Origin of the sequence: Pacificibacter sp., from assembly GCF_039769035.1 — a bacterium.
In the GTDB taxonomy this organism is placed as follows: domain Bacteria; phylum Pseudomonadota; class Alphaproteobacteria; order Rhodobacterales; family Rhodobacteraceae; genus Celeribacter.
Map to the genome: position 1 here is coordinate 1 of NZ_JBDMZG010000180.1, position 17,338 is coordinate 17,338.

The window sequence follows — 17,338 nt, forward strand, 5'->3', positions numbered from 1 at the left end:
GGCGACAGCACGCTTGTGATCCACAACGCGGCCTTCGATATGAAATTCTTGAATGCCGAGCTTAAAACCGCTGGCTTGCGACAAATTCCGTTTGAACAGGCCCTCGATACGCTCGCCATCGCGCGCAAAAAGTTCCCCGGCTCGCCTGCAACGCTGGATGCTTTGTGTCGGCGGTTCCACATCGACAACTCAAACCGTACGTTGCACGGCGCGTTGCTCGATTCCGAGATTTTGGCAGAAGTTTATCTTGAGCTTATCGGTGGTCGTCAGCCCGATTTGGTGCTGGCACCGGACACCAAAGAAAGCAAATCAGGCACAACTTCCGCGGCTTCTGATCAGTGGCGTCCATCGCGCCGGCCTACGGCTTTGCCACCCCGTTTGACTGACGAAGAAGCCGCCGCCCATGCAGCCTTTGTTGAGGCGATGGGCGACGGCGCGTTGTGGAATAAATAGCGCTAGACTTAGTTAACTGGCGCGTCCGCTGGTGTAGCCGCTTGTTGCGCAGCAGCGCGACGCTGCATGTCTTGGCGGTACAGCTGAACAAAATCGATGGTGTCGAGGTTCAGCGGCGGGAAGCCACCGTCACGTGTCAAATCGTGCACGATGCGACGTGTGAACGGGAACAACATGCGTGGGCATTCGATCATCAGGTATGGGTGCATTTGCGCGTCAGGCACATTTTCGATGTGGAAAATGCCAGCGTAATCCAGCTCAAGAATGAACAGCGTTTCAGCCGCGTTTTCAGTCTCGGATTTCACGTTCAATTTGATCGCAACTTCAAACTGGTTGTCCGCGCCTTCACGTTTTTTCGCATCAAGTGCAACTTGTACGGAAATGTTTGGACGCCCTTCGGCTTTCAAACCTTTTTGCGCAAGAATGTTTTCAAACGACATGTCACGGACGAATTGGCCCAGAACTTGCATTTTGACTTGCTCAGCAGGTTGTTCCGCTGCTGGCGCCGTTGTTTCACCGTTTTCGGCCATCTGTTTTATCCTCAAAAATTCAAAGTCGTCGCTTTGTATCAGGTTGGAAAAGTCGGCTCAATGCCGCGTCCAGCCAGAAGTCCCATTATTCTCGGAATCCTCAGAGGAAACAGGCTCCCATTCGCCATCAATGACGTCTGGGTCGTGGGTTTGGCGCGGGTTTTGGGTTTGAAACCCAGCGCTGCCGCCCATGCTGAAGCTTTGCACGGACACGCGTTTTTGCAATTCTTTGAAGGCAAAGGCGCGAAACGCCGGCACCAACAGCAAAAATCCAAAGGCGTCAGTGAAAAAACCAGGCGTCAAAAGCAAAGCGCCCGAAAATAAAATCATCGCGCCATGGGCCAAGGGTTCGCTCGGGTCACGCAATTCGCCAAACGAAGATCGCAGCTGCGACATCGCGATGGCACCTTGTTGTTTGACCAGATAGCTGCCCAAAACGGCCGTCAAAATCACGATCGCCAATGTTGGGAATAAGCCCAAAAATCCGCCGACCTGAATGAACAGGGCGATTTCAATCACAGGAACAGCAACAAAAAATGCAAATAACCACATAGCAGGCCCTTTCAAAAGTTGGCGGCACTGGTGGACTTGGTACCACCGACAACCTACATAGGAACAAAGCGAGCGTTTTACTATGCTCCGATAGAAAAGAGGTATCGATGGGAAGTAGTTTGGTCTCCGTTCTGGTTCTAGCCGGAATAGCAATTTTTTTGATACTGCGCCTGCGCAATGTCTTGGGGACGCGTGAAGGTTTTGAAAAACCACGTGTTGATCCGCTCAACACGCAAGCTGATGCGAAAGCAAAATTCGAGGTGATCGAAGGCGGCGTGGATCACGATATCGTCGACAACGTGCCCGAAGGATCAGACGCGGCAATCGCGCTGGCCGAACTGAAGCGCACAGAACCAGATTTTTCTGTGATCGACTTTTTGAATGGCGCAAGTGCGGCCTATGAAATGATTTTGATGGGCTTTGAGAACGGGGATCTGTCCGAAGTGTCGGACTTTATTTCTGACGATGTGGAAGAGGCGTTCCAATCTGTCATCGACAGCCGCAAAGTTGCGGGTCTGACCGTCGAGGCGCAATTCAACGGCTTGCGCGAAACGCAAATCGTTGCGGTTGAACTGGATCACGACGCCCAAGAAGAGGAAATCAAAGTGCGCTTTGTGTCTGAAATCACATCTGTTGCACGTGATACTGAAGGCGCAATTGTTGAGGGCGACCCCAACAGACCCAAGCACCAAAAAGACATTTGGACCTTTGCGCGCCCCATGGGCAGCAACGATCCAAACTGGCAATTGGTCGCAACCGGCGCATAATACCAAAGCCAGTGCTGCGATTGCCGCACTGGCTTTTTTCGGTCTCGGCGCTTTGAAAAAACGCATTTGGCCGATAGGCGTGAGGAACAGAACCCGACATGGCACGACGGCGCAACAGAACATTGAGCGAAGAAGAGCGCTCTTTGTGGGATGAGGTGAAAAAATCCACCATCCCTTTGCATGCCGAAACCAAGCCGTCTGTTTCAAAAACCCCAACACCGCCGCCCAAAAAGCCGATTGAGCCAAGCAAAAACCCCAAGACACTCAAACAGCAGATCCAAGAGTTCTCGGTCGGCAGTAAGGCCAAAAAGCCCGCACCTCGCCACAATTTGATGCCGTCTATTTCGGTCGAACTACAGCAAGCCCCGCTGCAAATGGACCGCAAAAAATACGGCAAAATGCGCAAGGGCAAACTGGCGCCAGAGGCCCGCATTGATTTGCACGGCATGACAATGGCGCAAGCGCACCCTGCCCTGACAAACTTCATTATGTCCTCGCACGCGCGCGGTTTGCGCCTTGTTCTGGTCATCACCGGCAAAGGCAAAGACCGCGACGAAGGCGGTCCAATTCCAACCCGCATGGGCATTCTCAAGCATCAAACACCGCAATGGCTGCGGGCCGCGCCGTTGAAACTATTGGTGATGCAAGTGACCGAAGCCCACCTGTCGCACGGCGGATCAGGTGCCTACTACGTCTATCTTCGGCGCAACGGGTAAAAGCGGGCGCGCGCGCGTGGTTCCCATATACGCGAGCACCGCCGTGATACCAAAATATCCAGCATAACCAATCAGTTGCGCATCCAGAGAGATCCCCGCGTCAATCAGTGATCCTGACACGGCAGGCCCAATCGCCGACCCGAAGACAGACAGCGCCATGATCGCCGCCTTGATCGATCCGATGAACTGCGTGCCGTAATGTTCCGCCCAAAAAGCGCTTACAATCGTGCCTTGCGACCCCATGCCGATGCCCAAAAAAGTGATGCCAAGCCCCGCCATCATGATTGAGCTGCTGGTGCCGAAGATCACGAAGCCGATCAAAAACGGCATGACCATAAAGGGCAACAACCGCCCTGCTCCCCAACGATCCACAGCCACACCTGCGGCCACATTGTTCAGCACAGAGCCCAGCGTCATGATCGGAAATAGCGCCACGAATTCCAGCAGCGACCAGCCCTTGGCCTCCACCAAAGGCACCTGCTGGAAAAAGAACGCGGTGATCCATGCAGGCGGTCCAATAACCAAAGGAATGACCATCCAAAACAGCCAGTGTTTGAACATGTCTTTGCGGGTCCAATGCACGCCGTTCATGCCCAAAGACGCATGCGATTTGGCGATAGACTGCGGTGTGCGCTCAGTGCGCAGCAGCCATTTGATCACAGGGATCAAAAGCACAGCAAGCCCCGCGGCCAACACCCACAACTCTCGCCAACCGAAAAAGGCCATCAAAGCCACAAAGATCATCGGATAAATCGCGTTGCCAACAGCAAACCCAAGCGTGGCAATCGACAAAGCCCGTCCGCGCGTCGCGTGAAACCACCGCGCCATGGCGACCATCGCGATATGCCCCGACATGCCTTGCCCAAACAGGCGCAGCGCGAAAATCACACCGACAAGCAGCACCGCACTTGGCACCAGTGACATCGACAAACTGGCCAGCGCCAATCCGATCAAAACCACAGGGGCCAATTGGCGCACGCGGAACCGATCTGTCAGCGTGCCCGCCCAAACCATCGTCGCAGCCGAGGCCATCGTGCCCGCCGCATAAATCCAACCCCACGCCGTATGACTTAGGCCAAATTCAGCGCGGATTTCGCCTGCAAAAATCGAAATGAAATACGTCTGCCCATAGGAAGACGTCAGGCACAGCAAAAAGCCGGCCAGCAACCAACGGGCGTTTTGGATGATAAATTGCACATAGCTCATGCGTCCGTGTAGCGCGTGTTGGCCAAAAAGAAAGCACAAAACACGGGCGAAAAGGCCCTGTGCAAAAATTCCCTAGAGCATAAAGCGGCTTACATCCGCCGTTTGCGCCATGTCACCCACGCTTGCGCGGACATATGCATCATCAACCGTAATGGTCTCGCCGCCGCGATCGGGCGCTGCAAAAGACAGCTCTTCGAACACCCGTTCCAGAATGGTGTAAAGCCGCCGCGCGCCGATGTTTTCAACGGTGGTGTTCACCTCAGCCGCGACAGATGCGATGGCCTTGATGCCTTTTTCGGTGAACTGCACGGTGACCTCTTCGGTCGCCATCAGCGCTGTGTATTGCAACGTCAGCGCATTGTCGGTTTCGGTCAAAATGCGCACAAAGTCGCCCTCGCCCAAGGCTTGCAATTCAACGCGAATTGGCAAGCGACCTTGCAATTCTGGTAATAAATCCGAAGGCTTAGCCACGTGGAACGCACCAGAGGCGATGAACAAAATATGGTCGGTTTTCACAGGGCCATGTTTGGTCGAAACGGTCGTGCCCTCGATCAAAGGCAGCAAATCGCGTTGCACCCCTTCGCGCGACACATCCGCGCCACGCGCATCTGCACGCGCACAAACTTTGTCGATTTCATCCAAAAACACGATGCCATTTTGCTCAACAGCTTCAAGCGCATTGCGCGTGACGGTTTCGTCATCTAACAGCTTGTCGGCCTCTTCCGAAATCAGCACGTCGTAGCTTTCGGACACCTTTATTTTCTTGCGCACCGTGCGCCCCGCAAAGGCTTTGCCGAAAATATCACCAAGGTTCATCATGCCGCCCATTTGCGGCTGACCAGGCACTTCAAACCCACCCATCGGCGACGATGTGTCTTGCATCTCAAGTTCAATTTCAGTGTCGTCCAGCGCGCCTGATTTCAGTTTCTTGCGAAACATCTCACGCGTCTGTTCGCGCGCATCTGTGCCTGCAATGGCCTCGATCACGCGATCTTCCGCGGCTTGATGCGCCTTGGCTTTGACATCTTCGCGCATGTATTCACGGGTCTCGGAAATCGCGGCATCCACCAAATCGCGCACGATCTGTTCCACATCACGCCCGACATATCCCACTTCGGTAAATTTCGTGGCCTCAACTTTGATAAAGGGCGCGCGGGCAAGCTTGGCCAAACGTCGCGAAATTTCGGTTTTACCAACGCCAGTTGGCCCGATCATCAAGATATTCTTAGGGTACACTTCATCGCGCAGATCATCGTCCAACTGCTTGCGACGCCAGCGATTGCGCAACGCCACGGCAACAGCGCGCTTGGCGTCGTTTTGACCAATGATAAAGCGATCCAGCTCAGATACGATTTCGCGTGGGGTCAAGTTGGTCATTTTTTAATCGTCTCCACGGTCAATTTTCCGTTGGTGTACACACAAATGTCCGAAGCAATCGCCATCGCAGAGCGCGCAATTTCTTCAGCGGATTTTTCGGTTTCCATCAGGCCACGCGCGGCCGCCAAAGCAAAGTTTCCGCCCGATCCAATCGCAGCCACGTCATGTTCAGGCTCCAACACATCACCCGCGCCGGTGATGACCAAAAGCTCGGTTCCGTCGGTGACGATCAGCATCGCTTCCAGCTTTTGCAGGTATTTATCTGTGCGCCAATCCTTGGCCAATTCCACGCTTGCGCGCGCCAATTGACCGGGTGTGGCCTCAAGTTTCGCCTCAAGACGTTCCAAAAGCGTAAAAGCATCCGCAGTCGAGCCTGCAAAACCCGCAACAACTTCATGTCCACCGGGCTTCAGACGACGCACTTTGCGCGCGGTGCCTTTGATAACAGTCTGTCCAAGACTCACTTGTCCGTCGCCTGCAACGACGACCTCATTGCCGCGCCGCACACCGATAATGGTCGTGCCGTGCCAGCCTGGGAATTGATCATCAGCCATGATTTGTCCTCTCGTTGCAGTCTATATGTGAACGCCCCTGCGCCAACGCAAGTCAATGGAACGTACCGTATAAAAAAGGGGCACCGATGGCACCCCTTTTTCAGTCATTTACAAAAAGACTTAAACGCTTTCTGTGATCCAGCTTGCGATAGCGGTTTTAGGCGCTGCGCCAACTTTGTTGGACACAACTTCACCGTTTTTCACCATGAAAAGCGCTGGAATGGAGCGTACACCAAACTGCGCTGGTGAATTCGGGTTTTCGTCAATGTTTACTTTGACGATTTTAACTTTGCCTTCGAACTCTGCAGACAATTCTTCGAGCGCTGGCCCGATTTGTTTACATGGTCCGCACCATTCAGCCCAAAAATCGACGATCACTGGAACGTCGGATTTAAGAACATCGGCTTCAAAACTTGCATCTGTGACAGCAACAGTGGCCATTTGATCTCTCCTGATTTCAATCTTGCTCAGAACCTAGGTGTCCTGCCCCCAAGGGTCAAGATGTAGTGGCCTCTTGAAATGCTGACATCACCATATCGTGCGCCAATGGCATAAGTGTGGCGGTGCGTGTCCACAAAATAGCCACTTCTATCTGATGATTAGGATACATCGCTGCACAGACCTCAAGATATGCCCCCATCTGCCTAAGCAATCCGACAGGCACCTCATTTGGCGTTTCGGGTATGATTTCATTGGATTTATAGTCAACGACACGCACAACGGCATCGTCCACAATCAACCGGTCGATGATGCCATGAACCGCCTGATGATTGAGCGACGGCAAAGTGCCTGAAAACGGAACTTCGGCCAAAGATCCTGCGCCAAACACATCCCAATCATAGGTTTGCGTCATCACGCGGGTGGCTTCTGCCAGAATCGTGTCGCGTTCACGCGGGGTCGCAAATAAATCGCCCGTTTGCAAAAGTGACCGTGCAATGTCTGGCCATGCTTCTGACGGATGATCCGGCAAATGTTCCAACAAAAGGTGCAACTGGCTGCCGTGACGCATGGCGGCCTCTTCGTCGCGCCCAGACACAGTGCCCGCCAGTGCTTTGGCGCCGCCCAAATCGGATGGCGACAGATATATATTCTTTTCAGGCGTCACGATCGCTTTGTCTTTGACCCAATCCGGCAACAAGGCTGTGTCAGGGGTTGTGGCGTCCACCTCGCCCGTGCGCTCAGGCCAAACGCCATGTTCAAACCGCGTGCCAAGCCCGCTTGGAAAGGCGTGTTCCGTCGCATCCGCTGCGCGCATTCCGTCTTCAACCAAGCGATACCAACAGCCGCTGTCCTTTTTCATTTTGCCAGCGCCCGCCACGATCAACCAGTTTTCAGCCCGCGTCATCGCAACGTACAAAAGTCGGCGCGCTTCTTCCTCTTCCTTGTCTTTCAGCTGGGTTAGAGACTGTTTCAGCGCCTCTGGGTTGCTGTCTTTGCTCGATTTCCACGCAATTTGACCGCTGCCTAGATCAACAAGTTCGTTCTTCGGCTCTTGGGTTTCGCGCAGCGTATCGGGCAAAATCACGATGGGCGCTTCCAACCCTTTCGATCCGTGCACGGTCATCACGCGGATCAGGTTCGAGGACTCATCCAGCACGCGTTTTAGTTTGATTTCCTCGGCACCAAGCCAACCGATAAAGCCGGTCAGACTGGGCGTTTGCGTCGTTTCATAATGCAAAGCTTGGTGCAAAAGCGCATCCAAGCCGTCTTCGGCCTCATTGCCCAAACGCGCCAAGAATTTTTTACGCCCGCCGTGACGCACCAAAATGCGCTGAATCAAATCATAGGGTCGCAAAAATTCTGACGTGTGGCGCAAGTCGTCCAAAACCTCAAAGGTGGTCGGCCAATCCGCACGACGATCCCGCAATTCGCGCCACAACGTGGCGGCGGTACGCGTATGCGCCAGCGAAAACAGATCTTGCTCAGACCAGCCAAACAAAGGCGACTTTAGCGCCTCCGCCAAGGCTAGATCGTCATCTTGCAACGACAAAAACGCCAAAAGCGACGTCATATCTTTCACAGCCAATTCATCGTTCAAAATCAACTGATCGGCACCCGCGACGGGCAAAGACAGCTTTTTCAGCGCGCGGATCATTGGGTAAAACAACCCCGACCGATTGCGCACCAAAATCAAAATATCACCCGGTTTGATGTTGGTGCTTTCGCCGTCTTTACGCGGAATGGACCCCGTTTCGATCATGTCTTTGACGTGGCGCGCGATCATGCCCGCCAATCGAATGCTGTGGTGTTCAGGCGACACCAAATCCGTGGGATTTTCCCAATCGTCAGGCTCGGGTTCGCTGGGTTCGGTTTCGACCAAAGGCCATTGATCCACCCGCCCCGGAATGTCTTCGAAAAAAGCGATGTGGTTGGTGTCGCCGCCCACACCATGCCCGCCAGTTTGCGCAAAAGTCTGGTCGGTAAGCGACAAAATGGCAGGTGATGACCGGAACGAATGTTGCAACGCTACGTCTTGCAGCGACTGCCCAGCCTCACCAAGGCGCGCGCCGAAATGGTGTTTCATGTCATCAAAGGCATCAGGCGCAGCCCCTTGAAACGAATAAATCGACTGCTTTTTGTCACCCACTACAAAGATCGTGCGCGTCACATCCGCCCGCGCCCCTTCACCCACCGTGAATTCTTCAGCGAGCAGGCGAATGACTGTCCATTGATCGGGGCTGGTGTCTTGCGCTTCGTCCACAAGAATGTGGTCAATGCCACCATCCAATCGAAACAAAACCCATTGCGCGACGCTGGAAATCGACAGCAAATCGCGGGCTTTCAGCACCAAATCGTCGAAATCAAGCAAGCCAAGCCGCGCTTTCGTGTCGTAATACGGTTGCAAAAGCGCCGCCGCAAACTGATGCAGCGCGGCCGTTTTTCGGGCTGACTGCAAGGCGCGTAAATTGATCGCCGCTTGCGAAACGCGCTCCATCAGCTCCGACAATTGCCGCAAAGCCTCCGGCTCAAGCGTTGCAAGTTTCTTGGTCGGAAGCCCCGCACGCGCACGCCCAAACCGCGACAATCCTTGGTTTTCGCCCGATTTGGTCAGAAAACCCCCTGCGAATTCCTGCAACAAACCAACAGAAGGCTGGGCACCCACCCAACCGCGCAACATCGCGGCGGCGGTCACATCCGTTTTGTTGGGCGAGCCGTCCATCACACTTGCAGCCCGCGTTAAGGCCTCATCCTCATCGCCCAAAAACACGGACCCCAGCAAATCGTGTTCGCTATAGCCATCAGGCAAATCAAACCACGCCCAAATGTCGGTCTCGCTGGCAGGCGTGCGAAAATCTTCGCGTTTGCGCACAATTTGTTGCGCCAAATGCAGCGGATCAATGTCATCTTGGCCAGAAATATGCGTGGCCACAGCGTCAATCGCATCGCGCCCATCACCTTCAGCCATGCGGTCCAAAACGTCCGCCAAAATGGCGTTGGTTTCGCGCTCATCAAGTTCTTTGAATTGCGGCGACACACCTGCTTCAAGCGGAAACCGCCGCAAAAGCGCGCCACAAAACGAATGGATCGTCTGAATTTTCAGCCCACCAGGCGTTTCCACAGCCCGCGCAAACAGCGTGCGCGCATGCCGCATTTCTTCGTCGGTCAATGCCGTGTCAGGGGCGAGCGCTTGCAGCTCAAGCGCCAAGGCGTCGTCTTGCATCATCGCCCAAGCGCCAAGCCGTTTGAACAACCTGTTTTGCATCTCGGACGCGGCGGCCTTCGTGTAGGTCAGACACAAAATATGCTGCGGCGGCGTGCCCGCCAACAAAAGGCGTGCAACGCGGTCGGTCAGCACCTTGGTTTTGCCCGATCCAGCATTTGCCGACACCCAAGTTGAACTGTCTGGTTTGGCGGCTGCAATTTGCCTACGAGTTGCGTCATCCAAAAAGGTCATTGCACATCCTCCGGCACGGGCGCATCGCTGTCAGACCATTCACCAACCCGCGCCAAGTGGTCAAAATCACCAGCAAAGGACACGCTTTGAATGATGCGACGCGATGTATACCCCTGAGCAGGGTCGTCGTAGTTGCGAATAAGATCAGTGAAACGCGCTTCGATTTTTTGGGTATCACCGGGCAACAAGGGCAGGCGGGTCTGGCTGGTCTTTCCGTCAAGCCCCAGATAGGCCACCTCAAATACGCGCCCTGTGTGAATCCCCTTAAAGCCGCCATTTTCCAGCATAATTGCCTCAAGGTGCAGCTGCATCCGCAGGGTTTCGGTCTGCTTTTTCGAAGGTGGCGCACCGGTCTTATAGTCGTAAATAATGTAGTCGCCCCCTTCGGTTTCATCGATGCGATCGGCCTCACAGGTGAGTGAAAAATCGATGTCCTTAAAGTGGTACCCCCCTTTGACTTCAGTCGCGACAGGCGTGCCAATCTTGCGATTTTCCGCCTCGCGCATCACCAATGGCAGGGCGATTTTCTTCAGTCGTCCTAACCAAATGCGCCGCGCGGCAGGCCACAAAACGGTCTGCTCAAGCACAGTTTCCGCCGTGGCCACAAACCGCGCCGCCGCCTCAGACGGTGTTTCATCACGGGTGTGGGCGACGAATTCTTCCATCACTTTGTGAAACGCTGTGCCGCGATCACGCGGATCGGCCGATTGCGTCAGCGGGTTCAGTTTGTTCAGGCGCAAAATACGGCTGGCATAAATCTGATAGGGGTCCCGCACGAGCGTTTCGATCCGCGTCACTGACAACTGTCTGGGGCGCGCCGCATAGGGCGGACGCGGGCTGGGCCGATGCGCCATGGGCACGGTTTCTTGTTCACTCGGGCGTTCAAGCACGCGCGCCATGTCGATAAAAACGTTTCCACGAGCACGCATTTGCGCCAGCGCGTCGGCCCCTTCATCAGACATGCCCGCCAGCAAGTTGGTCAAGCGGATCACCCAGCGCGAGGCAACGGTTTCCGCTTCTGCATTGCGCTTGGCACGGGTCAAAATCACCGAAGACGCGCCGATAGCTTGTTGAAAATCATGGGCTGCAAGGCCGATTTGCTGCTCTGGCGGCAAAAGCCCCGCTTGCTTGCGCATGTCACGGCTGAACCACGGATCTGGCGCAGGTGCTGCGGGCCACACAGTTTCGTTCAAACCCCCAAGAATGACCAAATCAGCGCCCTGAGCGCGCGCCTCTAGCGTTCCCCAAATCAAAATGCCGGGGTGTTTGGGTGAGGGATCACGCGCAAGGCCTCGGCCGACGATCGCGTTGAACAAAGAAGCAAATTCATGCGTGGTCATATGGCCACCATGCGGGGCCTCGGCTGTCAATTCGGTGATCACGCGCAGCGCTTCACGCCCTGCGGATTGCTGCCACAGTTCGCTGGAATCGCTCGAATTCGGTCCGCAGACAAGCATCTCGGACAGCGCGATCACCCGCTTGAGATGCTCCTCAAGATGCGCGGTGTCGGCCGCTTGCAAGCTCTCGATGATGTCAGACACCCAAGCCGACCATGCAACAAGATTGGGGTCAACGACCTCGCTGTCTTTTGGCTTTTCCGCCCATGCCATAAGATCACTGCGCGCCGGAAAGGCGGGACCATACTTGCGCAGTTTTTGTTCAAGATTGCGGGTCCAAAGCAGGTGAAACCCGCGCATGCCTTTTTCATCATCCGCGCCGCGCGCAACCACGCCGCGCGCAACCAACGGGTGCTTCAGCAAAACCAAAAGGTCTTCTGATGACGTCGGACGCCCCAGCGCGCTGGACACATGGCGCAGCAACCGACCTGGCGGGGTTTGATTCAACGGAATCCCCGCACTGTCGTCCGGCGCAATGTCCCAACGATCCAAAACAGCCGTAACATGGCGGGCAAGCGCACGATCTGGAGTGATCAAGGCTGCCTTTTGCCCATCTTCGGCGGCTTTGCGCAGAGCCAAAGCAATGCTCACGGCCTCGGATCGCGCATCGGGAGCTTCGATCAAGGTCAAATCTTGGCAGGCCTCAGCAACATTTTTGAACCGTGGCCCATCGGTCATCCATTGATCGGTGACAGGGGCAGGGCGCAAAGCCAGCGATACAAGCGCATTTCTGGCGGTGTTTTCCGTCGCATCTGGCGCCCAGTTTTCGATGGCACGCGGTGCAATTCCCAGCCGTTTCGCCAAGCTTGAAAAGCGCGCTTGCGGGTGCTCAAAAGCGTCCGAGGACTCGATCTTGTCCCAAGTGTCAGCCGACATGCCAAAATCAACACCAGGCAACACCACGGCCCCTTGCGGCAGATTGGCGACCAGTTCCATAAACGCAGAGGTCGTGCCGCGCGATCCTGTTGAGCCCGCGACAATAATCGGGTGTTGGGGCGGCGCTGCGTCCCAGCTTTCGCGCAACAGATCCACCACCATTTTCAGCCGCGCTTCGGGCATCGGTGGCTGGTTTTGGGTCGGATCGAAAAAGTCAGAGATAATCGACATAAACCGCCGCGCGCGCGTCCAATGACCGGATGTATCTTCGATGTTGATCGCATCCAAATCGGCAGGCGAGACACCTTCTTCGTGCATCTCGGCCAAAAGCGCAGCAAGGCTATCGGCTAGATCGTAAATCGTTGATCGTGCCGCAAAATCTGGTTCTTGGTCCAAAAAGCGCGCTACAAGTTGCGACAATTCAAGCCGCCGTCTAAGCCCTGAAACCCCTGCATCGACATCGCGCGCCGCCACGTCAGAGCCAAGCTCGGTGATCAGACGGATTTTGGGCAAGAAATGGGTCTGCCCATCATCAAATGCCAACTTCAAATCTTTGCGCATGCGCGCGGAGTTCACGAAAATCTCTACCCGCGCCAAGGCATCCGGCGACTGCAAATTGAGCCGCTGCATCAGGCCATCTTTGAGCGCGAAAGGAAAACGAACGCCGCAGGGCAAGCCAAAAACGCGTGGGCCGTCCGATTTCGTGAACATAATTTCAGTCTTTCAAAAGGGTTTCTGCAAGAAGGATAGCATCAGGATGGCCAACGTCACACCATTGACCTGGAAAAACTGCACCAAAAAGCGTGCCGCGCGCCAACAGATCATCCCACACCACATTCAGGGAAAAGTAACTGTCCGTTATGGCCTTCACATATTTGGTTTTGAGGATCTGTAGCCCGCTATAAACATCACCAGGTCCGCGCGCGATTTGACCGTCTGGAGCAGAGGTGAAATCACCCGTGCCTTTGTGGCCGATGGCGTGCGATTTTGGGACCAACAACAGCAACCCATCCATACGATCTGGGTTCCAAGATTGCGCAAGAAACTGCGCGGGCTTGGGGCCTTTCCAAACTGCGTCGGTGTTCATGGTGAAAACCGTGTCGCGATCCAGAACTGGCAATGCGTTTTTCAACCCACCGCCCGTTTCCAATAGTTCCTCTTCAAAAACAGTCTCGATTCCCGCGTAACTCAGGTGTTTTTCCAACATCTCTGGTTGATAATGCAGGTTGGCAAAGCGTCTGTTGACGCCGTCCATCGCATCGATCGCATGATCCACCAGCGGCCGACCCGCGACGTTGATCATGGGTTTAGGTTGGCTTTCGGTCAGAGCGCGCATGCGTGTGCCGCGCCCTGCGCAAAAAAACATTACAGTGTCAGGACTGTTCCGCATTGTTCTTTCAACCTTTTCAAAATGTCAGGGGTTGGCGCGGGGATTGTGGTTTTGATCACATCGGACAGCTGCGCCAAATCAGGATGGGCAAGGTCATGCATCAAATGCCCCCAAACACGCGGGATCAGGTCAACGTAATGTGGCTTTTTAAAGTACAGCGACATGCGCCCGAAAATCATCAAAATGCGCAGATTGCGCTGAACGGCACAAATCGCGGCTTCGCGTGAAAACTGGACGGGATCAAACGACATTTGATCCACAAAACGGTCCGCGCACATCTTTTGAACCTCTGGCGACACATCGCGGCGCGCATCTGTGGTTAATGAGATCAGATCATACGCGGGGTGGCCCAACATTGCATCTTGGAAATCCAGCAAGCCAACGTTTTTCGGGGCAGGGCGCGTGGGCAGCCACAACAGGTTTTGCGCATGAAAATCGCGCAAAATCGTGACGCGACCTTCCCCCAATGAGGCGATGAGTGGTTCAAGCGCCGCGCAGCAAGCCGCTTTGGCGTCACTCAGATCGCGTTCTGCCGCGGGTTCCGCGTACCATTTGTAGCAAGACAGTGCCAAATCGAGCATTTTCGGATGATAATCTTCGGCGTCTGGCAAGGCAGGAGCCTGCGCCAAAACGACCAGAGCATCAACAGCGGCGGCGTAGATTTCGTGCTCTTTGTTCGGATTCTGATCGCACACGACGTCAAACAGATCATGCCCAAAGTCTTCTAGAATAAGAAATCCGCGGTGGTCGTCCGCCTCATAAATTTCAGGCGCAGCAAGCCCGTTGGCCAGCAAATATTGCGCGACTTTCATGAATGGGCGCACGTCTTCGCCCTTTTCGGGCGGGGCATCCATCAAAATGGCGCGGCGTTGAGTGGTTGGGTCAAAAAGCCGTTCATAGCGGCGCAGCGAAGCATCCCCTGCAAGGGGCGTTCGTTGTGCGTTTTGCCAAGGCGTTTTGGAAAGAAAGTGGTCGGTAAGCTGGGCGCGTTCTGTCATGCGCCGACTTTAAAGCGCTGGCGCGCCGTGACAAGAGCGATCACATCTCGACAAACCGAGGATCTGCGACGGGTTGTGTGTCTGGACGCAGGCTTGGCGCGGGGCCCTTTGGGGAAAATCCAGCTAGGGTTTGACCACCAGGCAAAGGCGCAAAGCGACAAGTAAGCTGGCGACCATCCCACAGGCGTGCCGAACTTTTCCATTCAGCGCGTTCGCCCAAACGACCGACAAAATCGCGCACGTCGCTCCAAATCGGGTTTGGCGCGCATTTTGAATGCCAAATACGGGTGGCCTCTAAAACGCCAGTGTCGCGGGCGTCTTCCAATCCGTCGTCGCCCCAAAGCGATGTGTAGGCGCTGTTGGCCATCAAAAGCGTGCCGTCATTTGCAAAGACCGCGATGGCTTCATCCAAGGAATCGAACACCGCTTGGCCTGTTTCGATTTCTGCCCGAAAGCGCCGTGTCAGGGACATTTCGGCACTGATATCTTCGAACAAAAAGGCAATGGCTCCGTCGGGATGTGGCCGGCCGGTGACGCGGTATGTCATGCCGCCGTGTAACGACCAAATTTCGCCGTAAGTTCCGTTGGTTGCAGCAGATTCAAGTTTTGAGATATCGCTGCGCCACGTTTTATAGTCTTTGGGTTCTGGCATCATTTTCGTGTCGCGCAGCCGGTCCAAGAAATCGGTCAGCGTTGGCTTGTTGGACAGAAAATCGAAGGGCAGGGCTGTCAAGTCTGTCAACGCCGGATTGAACAAAGCAAGGTTGCGATTGCGGTCAAAGACAACCAGCCCGATGGTCAAATGCGCAAAGGTTTTGGTCAAGGTTTGGCGGAAGTCGCAAAGCGCTTTTTCGGCCTCGACGGTGCGGTCCGCGGGGATTGCGGTGTACAACGTGTCCTCGCCCACAGGGAAGGTGAACACCTCATAAATACGGTCATTTGAGGTGTCGGAGTTCAGGTTCAGGCGTTTGAAATCGCCCCGTTCGGTTTTGTGCAGCAAGCGCGTGTCAAAAAGCGACGCTGGTGGCCAACTGGGGCTTTGCGTGGCGGATCTTTGAGCGTCTGCGAGCGACATATAGGCGGCATTTGCCCAGCTTACCGTGCCGTCTTTCAGTTCGCGCCACACCAAAAAGGGCACATGTTCGGTGGTTGCGCGCAGAGTTTCGAGTTCTTGGTTCATCGCCGCAATCGACAAGTGATCTATCTCGATACGCGCGCGCGGTGTGTCTTTTTCAAGCAGGGACAGGCGGGCCAATCCGTTGCGCCATTCGCCGCGCAAAATGGTTGCGCCATCCCGAGAGTGGATGTCCATTTGGCCGCGTTTTTCCAGCTCGCCGATTTCGATTTGCAGTGTGGGAAAGCGTTGCAGAAACACGCTGAGCAGTTTTGACCAATCTGATCCCACTTCTGCCGCTGACTCCAAGATCTTTTGCGCCGATGGTGTCGCGCTCATCAGGGTGTCGTCGTCGAATAGGAAAATGACTTCGGAGTCGTCGATATGTGATGCGATGGTGTCGGGTTTTGTTTTGCGGTCGGTGATGTGCGCCACGCCACAAAGCACGACAAGGGCCATGCACATCGCGGCCAGCGACAAAACCGAAAGCGTGAGTATCAAATCGAACGTCATCAAAATTTCCAATTGCGCAAATTCGCCCGGAAATGACTTTTCAAAACTTTGGTTAAAAGACCGTTAAGTCTCCGAATTTTTCACACTAAAATGGCATATTTGCACCAAGAGCCTTGGTTTGTTCTTCTTTGGGCACTGCGATGCGCGCGATTGGCCAAATCAGTTCCACAATTGCCCCAGACCGGCGACCGCTGTGCAGATGTTGATCATGGGGGTCGGACCCGTTGGCAAATGAAATTTCTGCACCTGTGCGTTCCAGCAAGGTTTTGGCGATGAAAAGCCCCAGCCCCATGCCTTCATAAGCGGGGCGTTTTTCGGCATCCACGTCCGGTCTGCGCCGACGCATAAACGGATCACCGATCTTGCCGATAACCGAGGGCGGAAACCCCGCGCCATCGTCAATAATGCGCACGCTGATGGTGTCTTGCGTCCACATTGCTTCGACCCAAACCGTGGATGTCGAAAAATCGACGGCGTTCTGTACCAAATTGCGCAGCCCGTGGATCATTTCGGGATGACGAAACACATGCGGTTGTTCCAAATCGTCGTCGTCGCCAATGACCTCTATCATCACAGTTTTGCCACGATCCATATGGGGCTCTGCGGCCTCTTCGATCACGGCTTGCAGCGGCGCCACTTGCAGGTGCAGATCGTTCTTTCCACTGCGCCCCATGGAGCGCAAAATATCCCTGCACCTGTCCGCCTGTTCGTGAATAAGCTGCGCATCTGCGCGGAAATCTTCGAATTCAGACAGATCGTCGACAAGTTCCGCACTCACCAGTTTGATCGTCGCCAAAGGCGTGCCGAGTTCGTGCGCGGCTGCCGCAACAACGCCGCCCAAATCGGTGAGCTTTTGCTCCCGTCCCAGCGCCATTTGCGTCGCCAAAAGCGCCTCTGACATGGTGTGGATTTCCGAGGTCACTTTCCACGCATAAACGCCCAAAAACACCACGCCCACAACGATGCCCGCCCATGAACCGATGACAAAAATATCGGGCAA

Annotated in this window: 15 protein-coding genes; 3 read left to right on the forward strand and 12 right to left on the reverse strand. The window is 54.9% G+C overall.

Annotated elements, in window-relative coordinates; translation table 11 throughout:
• Positions 1 to 453: exonuclease domain-containing protein (locus ABF287_RS14875; protein ID WP_347185782.1), on the forward strand; the 453-nt coding region annotated here is incomplete at its 5' end.
• Positions 454 to 461: 8 nt separating this feature from the next.
• On the opposite strand, the gene secB is transcribed toward ABF287_RS14875, so the two are convergent.
• Positions 462 to 983, reverse strand: a complete 522-nt coding sequence (gene secB / locus ABF287_RS14880; protein WP_347185783.1) for a protein-export chaperone SecB — start codon at positions 981 to 983, stop codon at positions 462 to 464.
• Positions 984 to 1,040: 57 nt separating this feature from the next.
• Positions 1,041 to 1,535 carry an FxsA family protein gene (locus ABF287_RS14885; protein WP_347185784.1) on the reverse strand — a complete coding sequence of 165 codons (495 nt, stop codon included), beginning with the start codon at positions 1,533 to 1,535 and terminating at the stop codon, positions 1,041 to 1,043.
• A gap of 107 nt (positions 1,536 to 1,642) precedes the next feature.
• On the opposite strand from ABF287_RS14885, the gene ABF287_RS14890 reads away from it, so the two are divergent.
• Both ABF287_RS14890 and ABF287_RS14895 read left to right on the forward strand, forming a co-directional pair.
• Positions 1,643 to 2,302, forward strand: a complete 660-nt coding sequence (locus ABF287_RS14890) for a Tim44/TimA family putative adaptor protein (protein WP_347185785.1) — start codon at positions 1,643 to 1,645, stop codon at positions 2,300 to 2,302.
• A gap of 98 nt (positions 2,303 to 2,400) precedes the next feature.
• Positions 2,401 to 3,018 carry a Smr/MutS family protein gene (locus tag ABF287_RS14895; protein ID WP_347185786.1) on the forward strand — a complete coding sequence of 206 codons (618 nt, stop codon included), beginning with the start codon at positions 2,401 to 2,403 and terminating at the stop codon, positions 3,016 to 3,018.
• Here the strand turns inward: ABF287_RS14895 and ABF287_RS14900 are convergent.
• The 10 genes from ABF287_RS14900 to ABF287_RS14945 all read right to left on the reverse strand — a co-directional run.
• A complete protein-coding gene (locus ABF287_RS14900) occupies positions 2,980 to 4,224 on the reverse strand; it encodes an MFS transporter (RefSeq protein WP_347185787.1) in 1,245 nt (414 codons plus the stop codon). The genes ABF287_RS14895 and ABF287_RS14900 overlap by 39 nt on opposite strands.
• Positions 4,225 to 4,296: 72 nt before the next feature.
• On the reverse strand, positions 4,297 to 5,601 hold the full coding sequence (gene hslU / locus ABF287_RS14905; protein WP_347185788.1) for an ATP-dependent protease ATPase subunit HslU: 1,305 nt from the start codon (positions 5,599 to 5,601) through the stop codon (positions 4,297 to 4,299).
• Positions 5,598 to 6,155, reverse strand: coding sequence for an ATP-dependent protease subunit HslV (hslV, locus tag ABF287_RS14910; RefSeq protein WP_347185789.1), 558 nt, complete (start codon positions 6,153 to 6,155; stop codon positions 5,598 to 5,600). Before hslV ends, hslU begins: the two co-directional genes overlap by 4 nt.
• 120 nt (positions 6,156 to 6,275) lie before the next feature.
• Positions 6,276 to 6,596 carry a thioredoxin gene (gene trxA, locus ABF287_RS14915; RefSeq protein WP_347185790.1) on the reverse strand — a complete coding sequence of 107 codons (321 nt, stop codon included), beginning with the start codon at positions 6,594 to 6,596 and terminating at the stop codon, positions 6,276 to 6,278.
• Positions 6,597 to 6,651: 55 nt separating this feature from the next.
• A complete protein-coding gene (gene addA, locus ABF287_RS14920) occupies positions 6,652 to 10,050 on the reverse strand; it encodes a double-strand break repair helicase AddA (RefSeq protein WP_347185791.1) in 3,399 nt (1,132 codons plus the stop codon).
• Entirely contained in the window at positions 10,047 to 13,034 is a 2,988-nt protein-coding gene (addB, locus tag ABF287_RS14925) for a double-strand break repair protein AddB (protein ID WP_347185792.1), read from the reverse strand. Before addB ends, addA begins: the two co-directional genes overlap by 4 nt.
• Before the next feature lie 4 nt (positions 13,035 to 13,038).
• Positions 13,039 to 13,713, reverse strand: a complete 675-nt coding sequence (locus ABF287_RS14930; protein ID WP_347185793.1) for a nucleotidyltransferase family protein — start codon at positions 13,711 to 13,713, stop codon at positions 13,039 to 13,041.
• Entirely contained in the window at positions 13,689 to 14,711 is a 1,023-nt protein-coding gene (locus tag ABF287_RS14935; protein WP_347185794.1) for a phosphotransferase, read from the reverse strand. The genes ABF287_RS14930 and ABF287_RS14935 overlap by 25 nt, the downstream gene beginning before the upstream one ends.
• A 40-nt stretch (positions 14,712 to 14,751) precedes the next feature.
• Positions 14,752 to 16,338 (reverse strand): PAS-domain containing protein, encoded by a 1,587-nt coding sequence (locus tag ABF287_RS14940; RefSeq protein WP_347185795.1) that lies wholly within the window; start codon positions 16,336 to 16,338, stop codon positions 14,752 to 14,754.
• 85 nt (positions 16,339 to 16,423) lie between these two features.
• Positions 16,424 to 17,338: ActS/PrrB/RegB family redox-sensitive histidine kinase (locus tag ABF287_RS14945; protein WP_347185796.1), on the reverse strand; the 915-nt coding region annotated here is incomplete at its 5' end.

Excerpts from the sequence above, each read along its gene's own strand:
- ABF287_RS14940 (WP_347185795.1), bottom strand. The coding sequence starts at position 16,338 with ATGACGTTCGATTTGATACTCACGCTTTCGGTTTTGTCGCTGGCCGCG.
- addB (WP_347185792.1), bottom strand. The coding sequence starts at position 13,034 with ATGTTCACGAAATCGGACGGCCCACGCGTTTTTGGCTTGCCCTGCGGC.
- addA (WP_347185791.1), bottom strand. The coding sequence starts at position 10,050 with ATGACCTTTTTGGATGACGCAACTCGTAGGCAAATTGCAGCCGCCAAA.
- ABF287_RS14885 (WP_347185784.1), bottom strand. The coding sequence starts at position 1,535 with ATGTGGTTATTTGCATTTTTTGTTGCTGTTCCTGTGATTGAAATCGCC.
- hslV (WP_347185789.1), bottom strand. The coding sequence starts at position 6,155 with ATGGCTGATGATCAATTCCCAGGCTGGCACGGCACGACCATTATCGGT.
- ABF287_RS14895 (WP_347185786.1), top strand. The coding sequence starts at position 2,401 with ATGGCACGACGGCGCAACAGAACATTGAGCGAAGAAGAGCGCTCTTTG.
- ABF287_RS14900 (WP_347185787.1), bottom strand. The coding sequence starts at position 4,224 with ATGAGCTATGTGCAATTTATCATCCAAAACGCCCGTTGGTTGCTGGCC.
- ABF287_RS14930 (WP_347185793.1), bottom strand. The coding sequence starts at position 13,713 with ATGCGGAACAGTCCTGACACTGTAATGTTTTTTTGCGCAGGGCGCGGC.
- ABF287_RS14935 (WP_347185794.1), bottom strand. The coding sequence starts at position 14,711 with ATGACAGAACGCGCCCAGCTTACCGACCACTTTCTTTCCAAAACGCCT.
- secB (WP_347185783.1), bottom strand. The coding sequence starts at position 983 with ATGGCCGAAAACGGTGAAACAACGGCGCCAGCAGCGGAACAACCTGCT.
- ABF287_RS14890 (WP_347185785.1), top strand. The coding sequence starts at position 1,643 with ATGGGAAGTAGTTTGGTCTCCGTTCTGGTTCTAGCCGGAATAGCAATT.
- hslU (WP_347185788.1), bottom strand. The coding sequence starts at position 5,601 with ATGACCAACTTGACCCCACGCGAAATCGTATCTGAGCTGGATCGCTTT.
- trxA (WP_347185790.1), bottom strand. The coding sequence starts at position 6,596 with ATGGCCACTGTTGCTGTCACAGATGCAAGTTTTGAAGCCGATGTTCTT.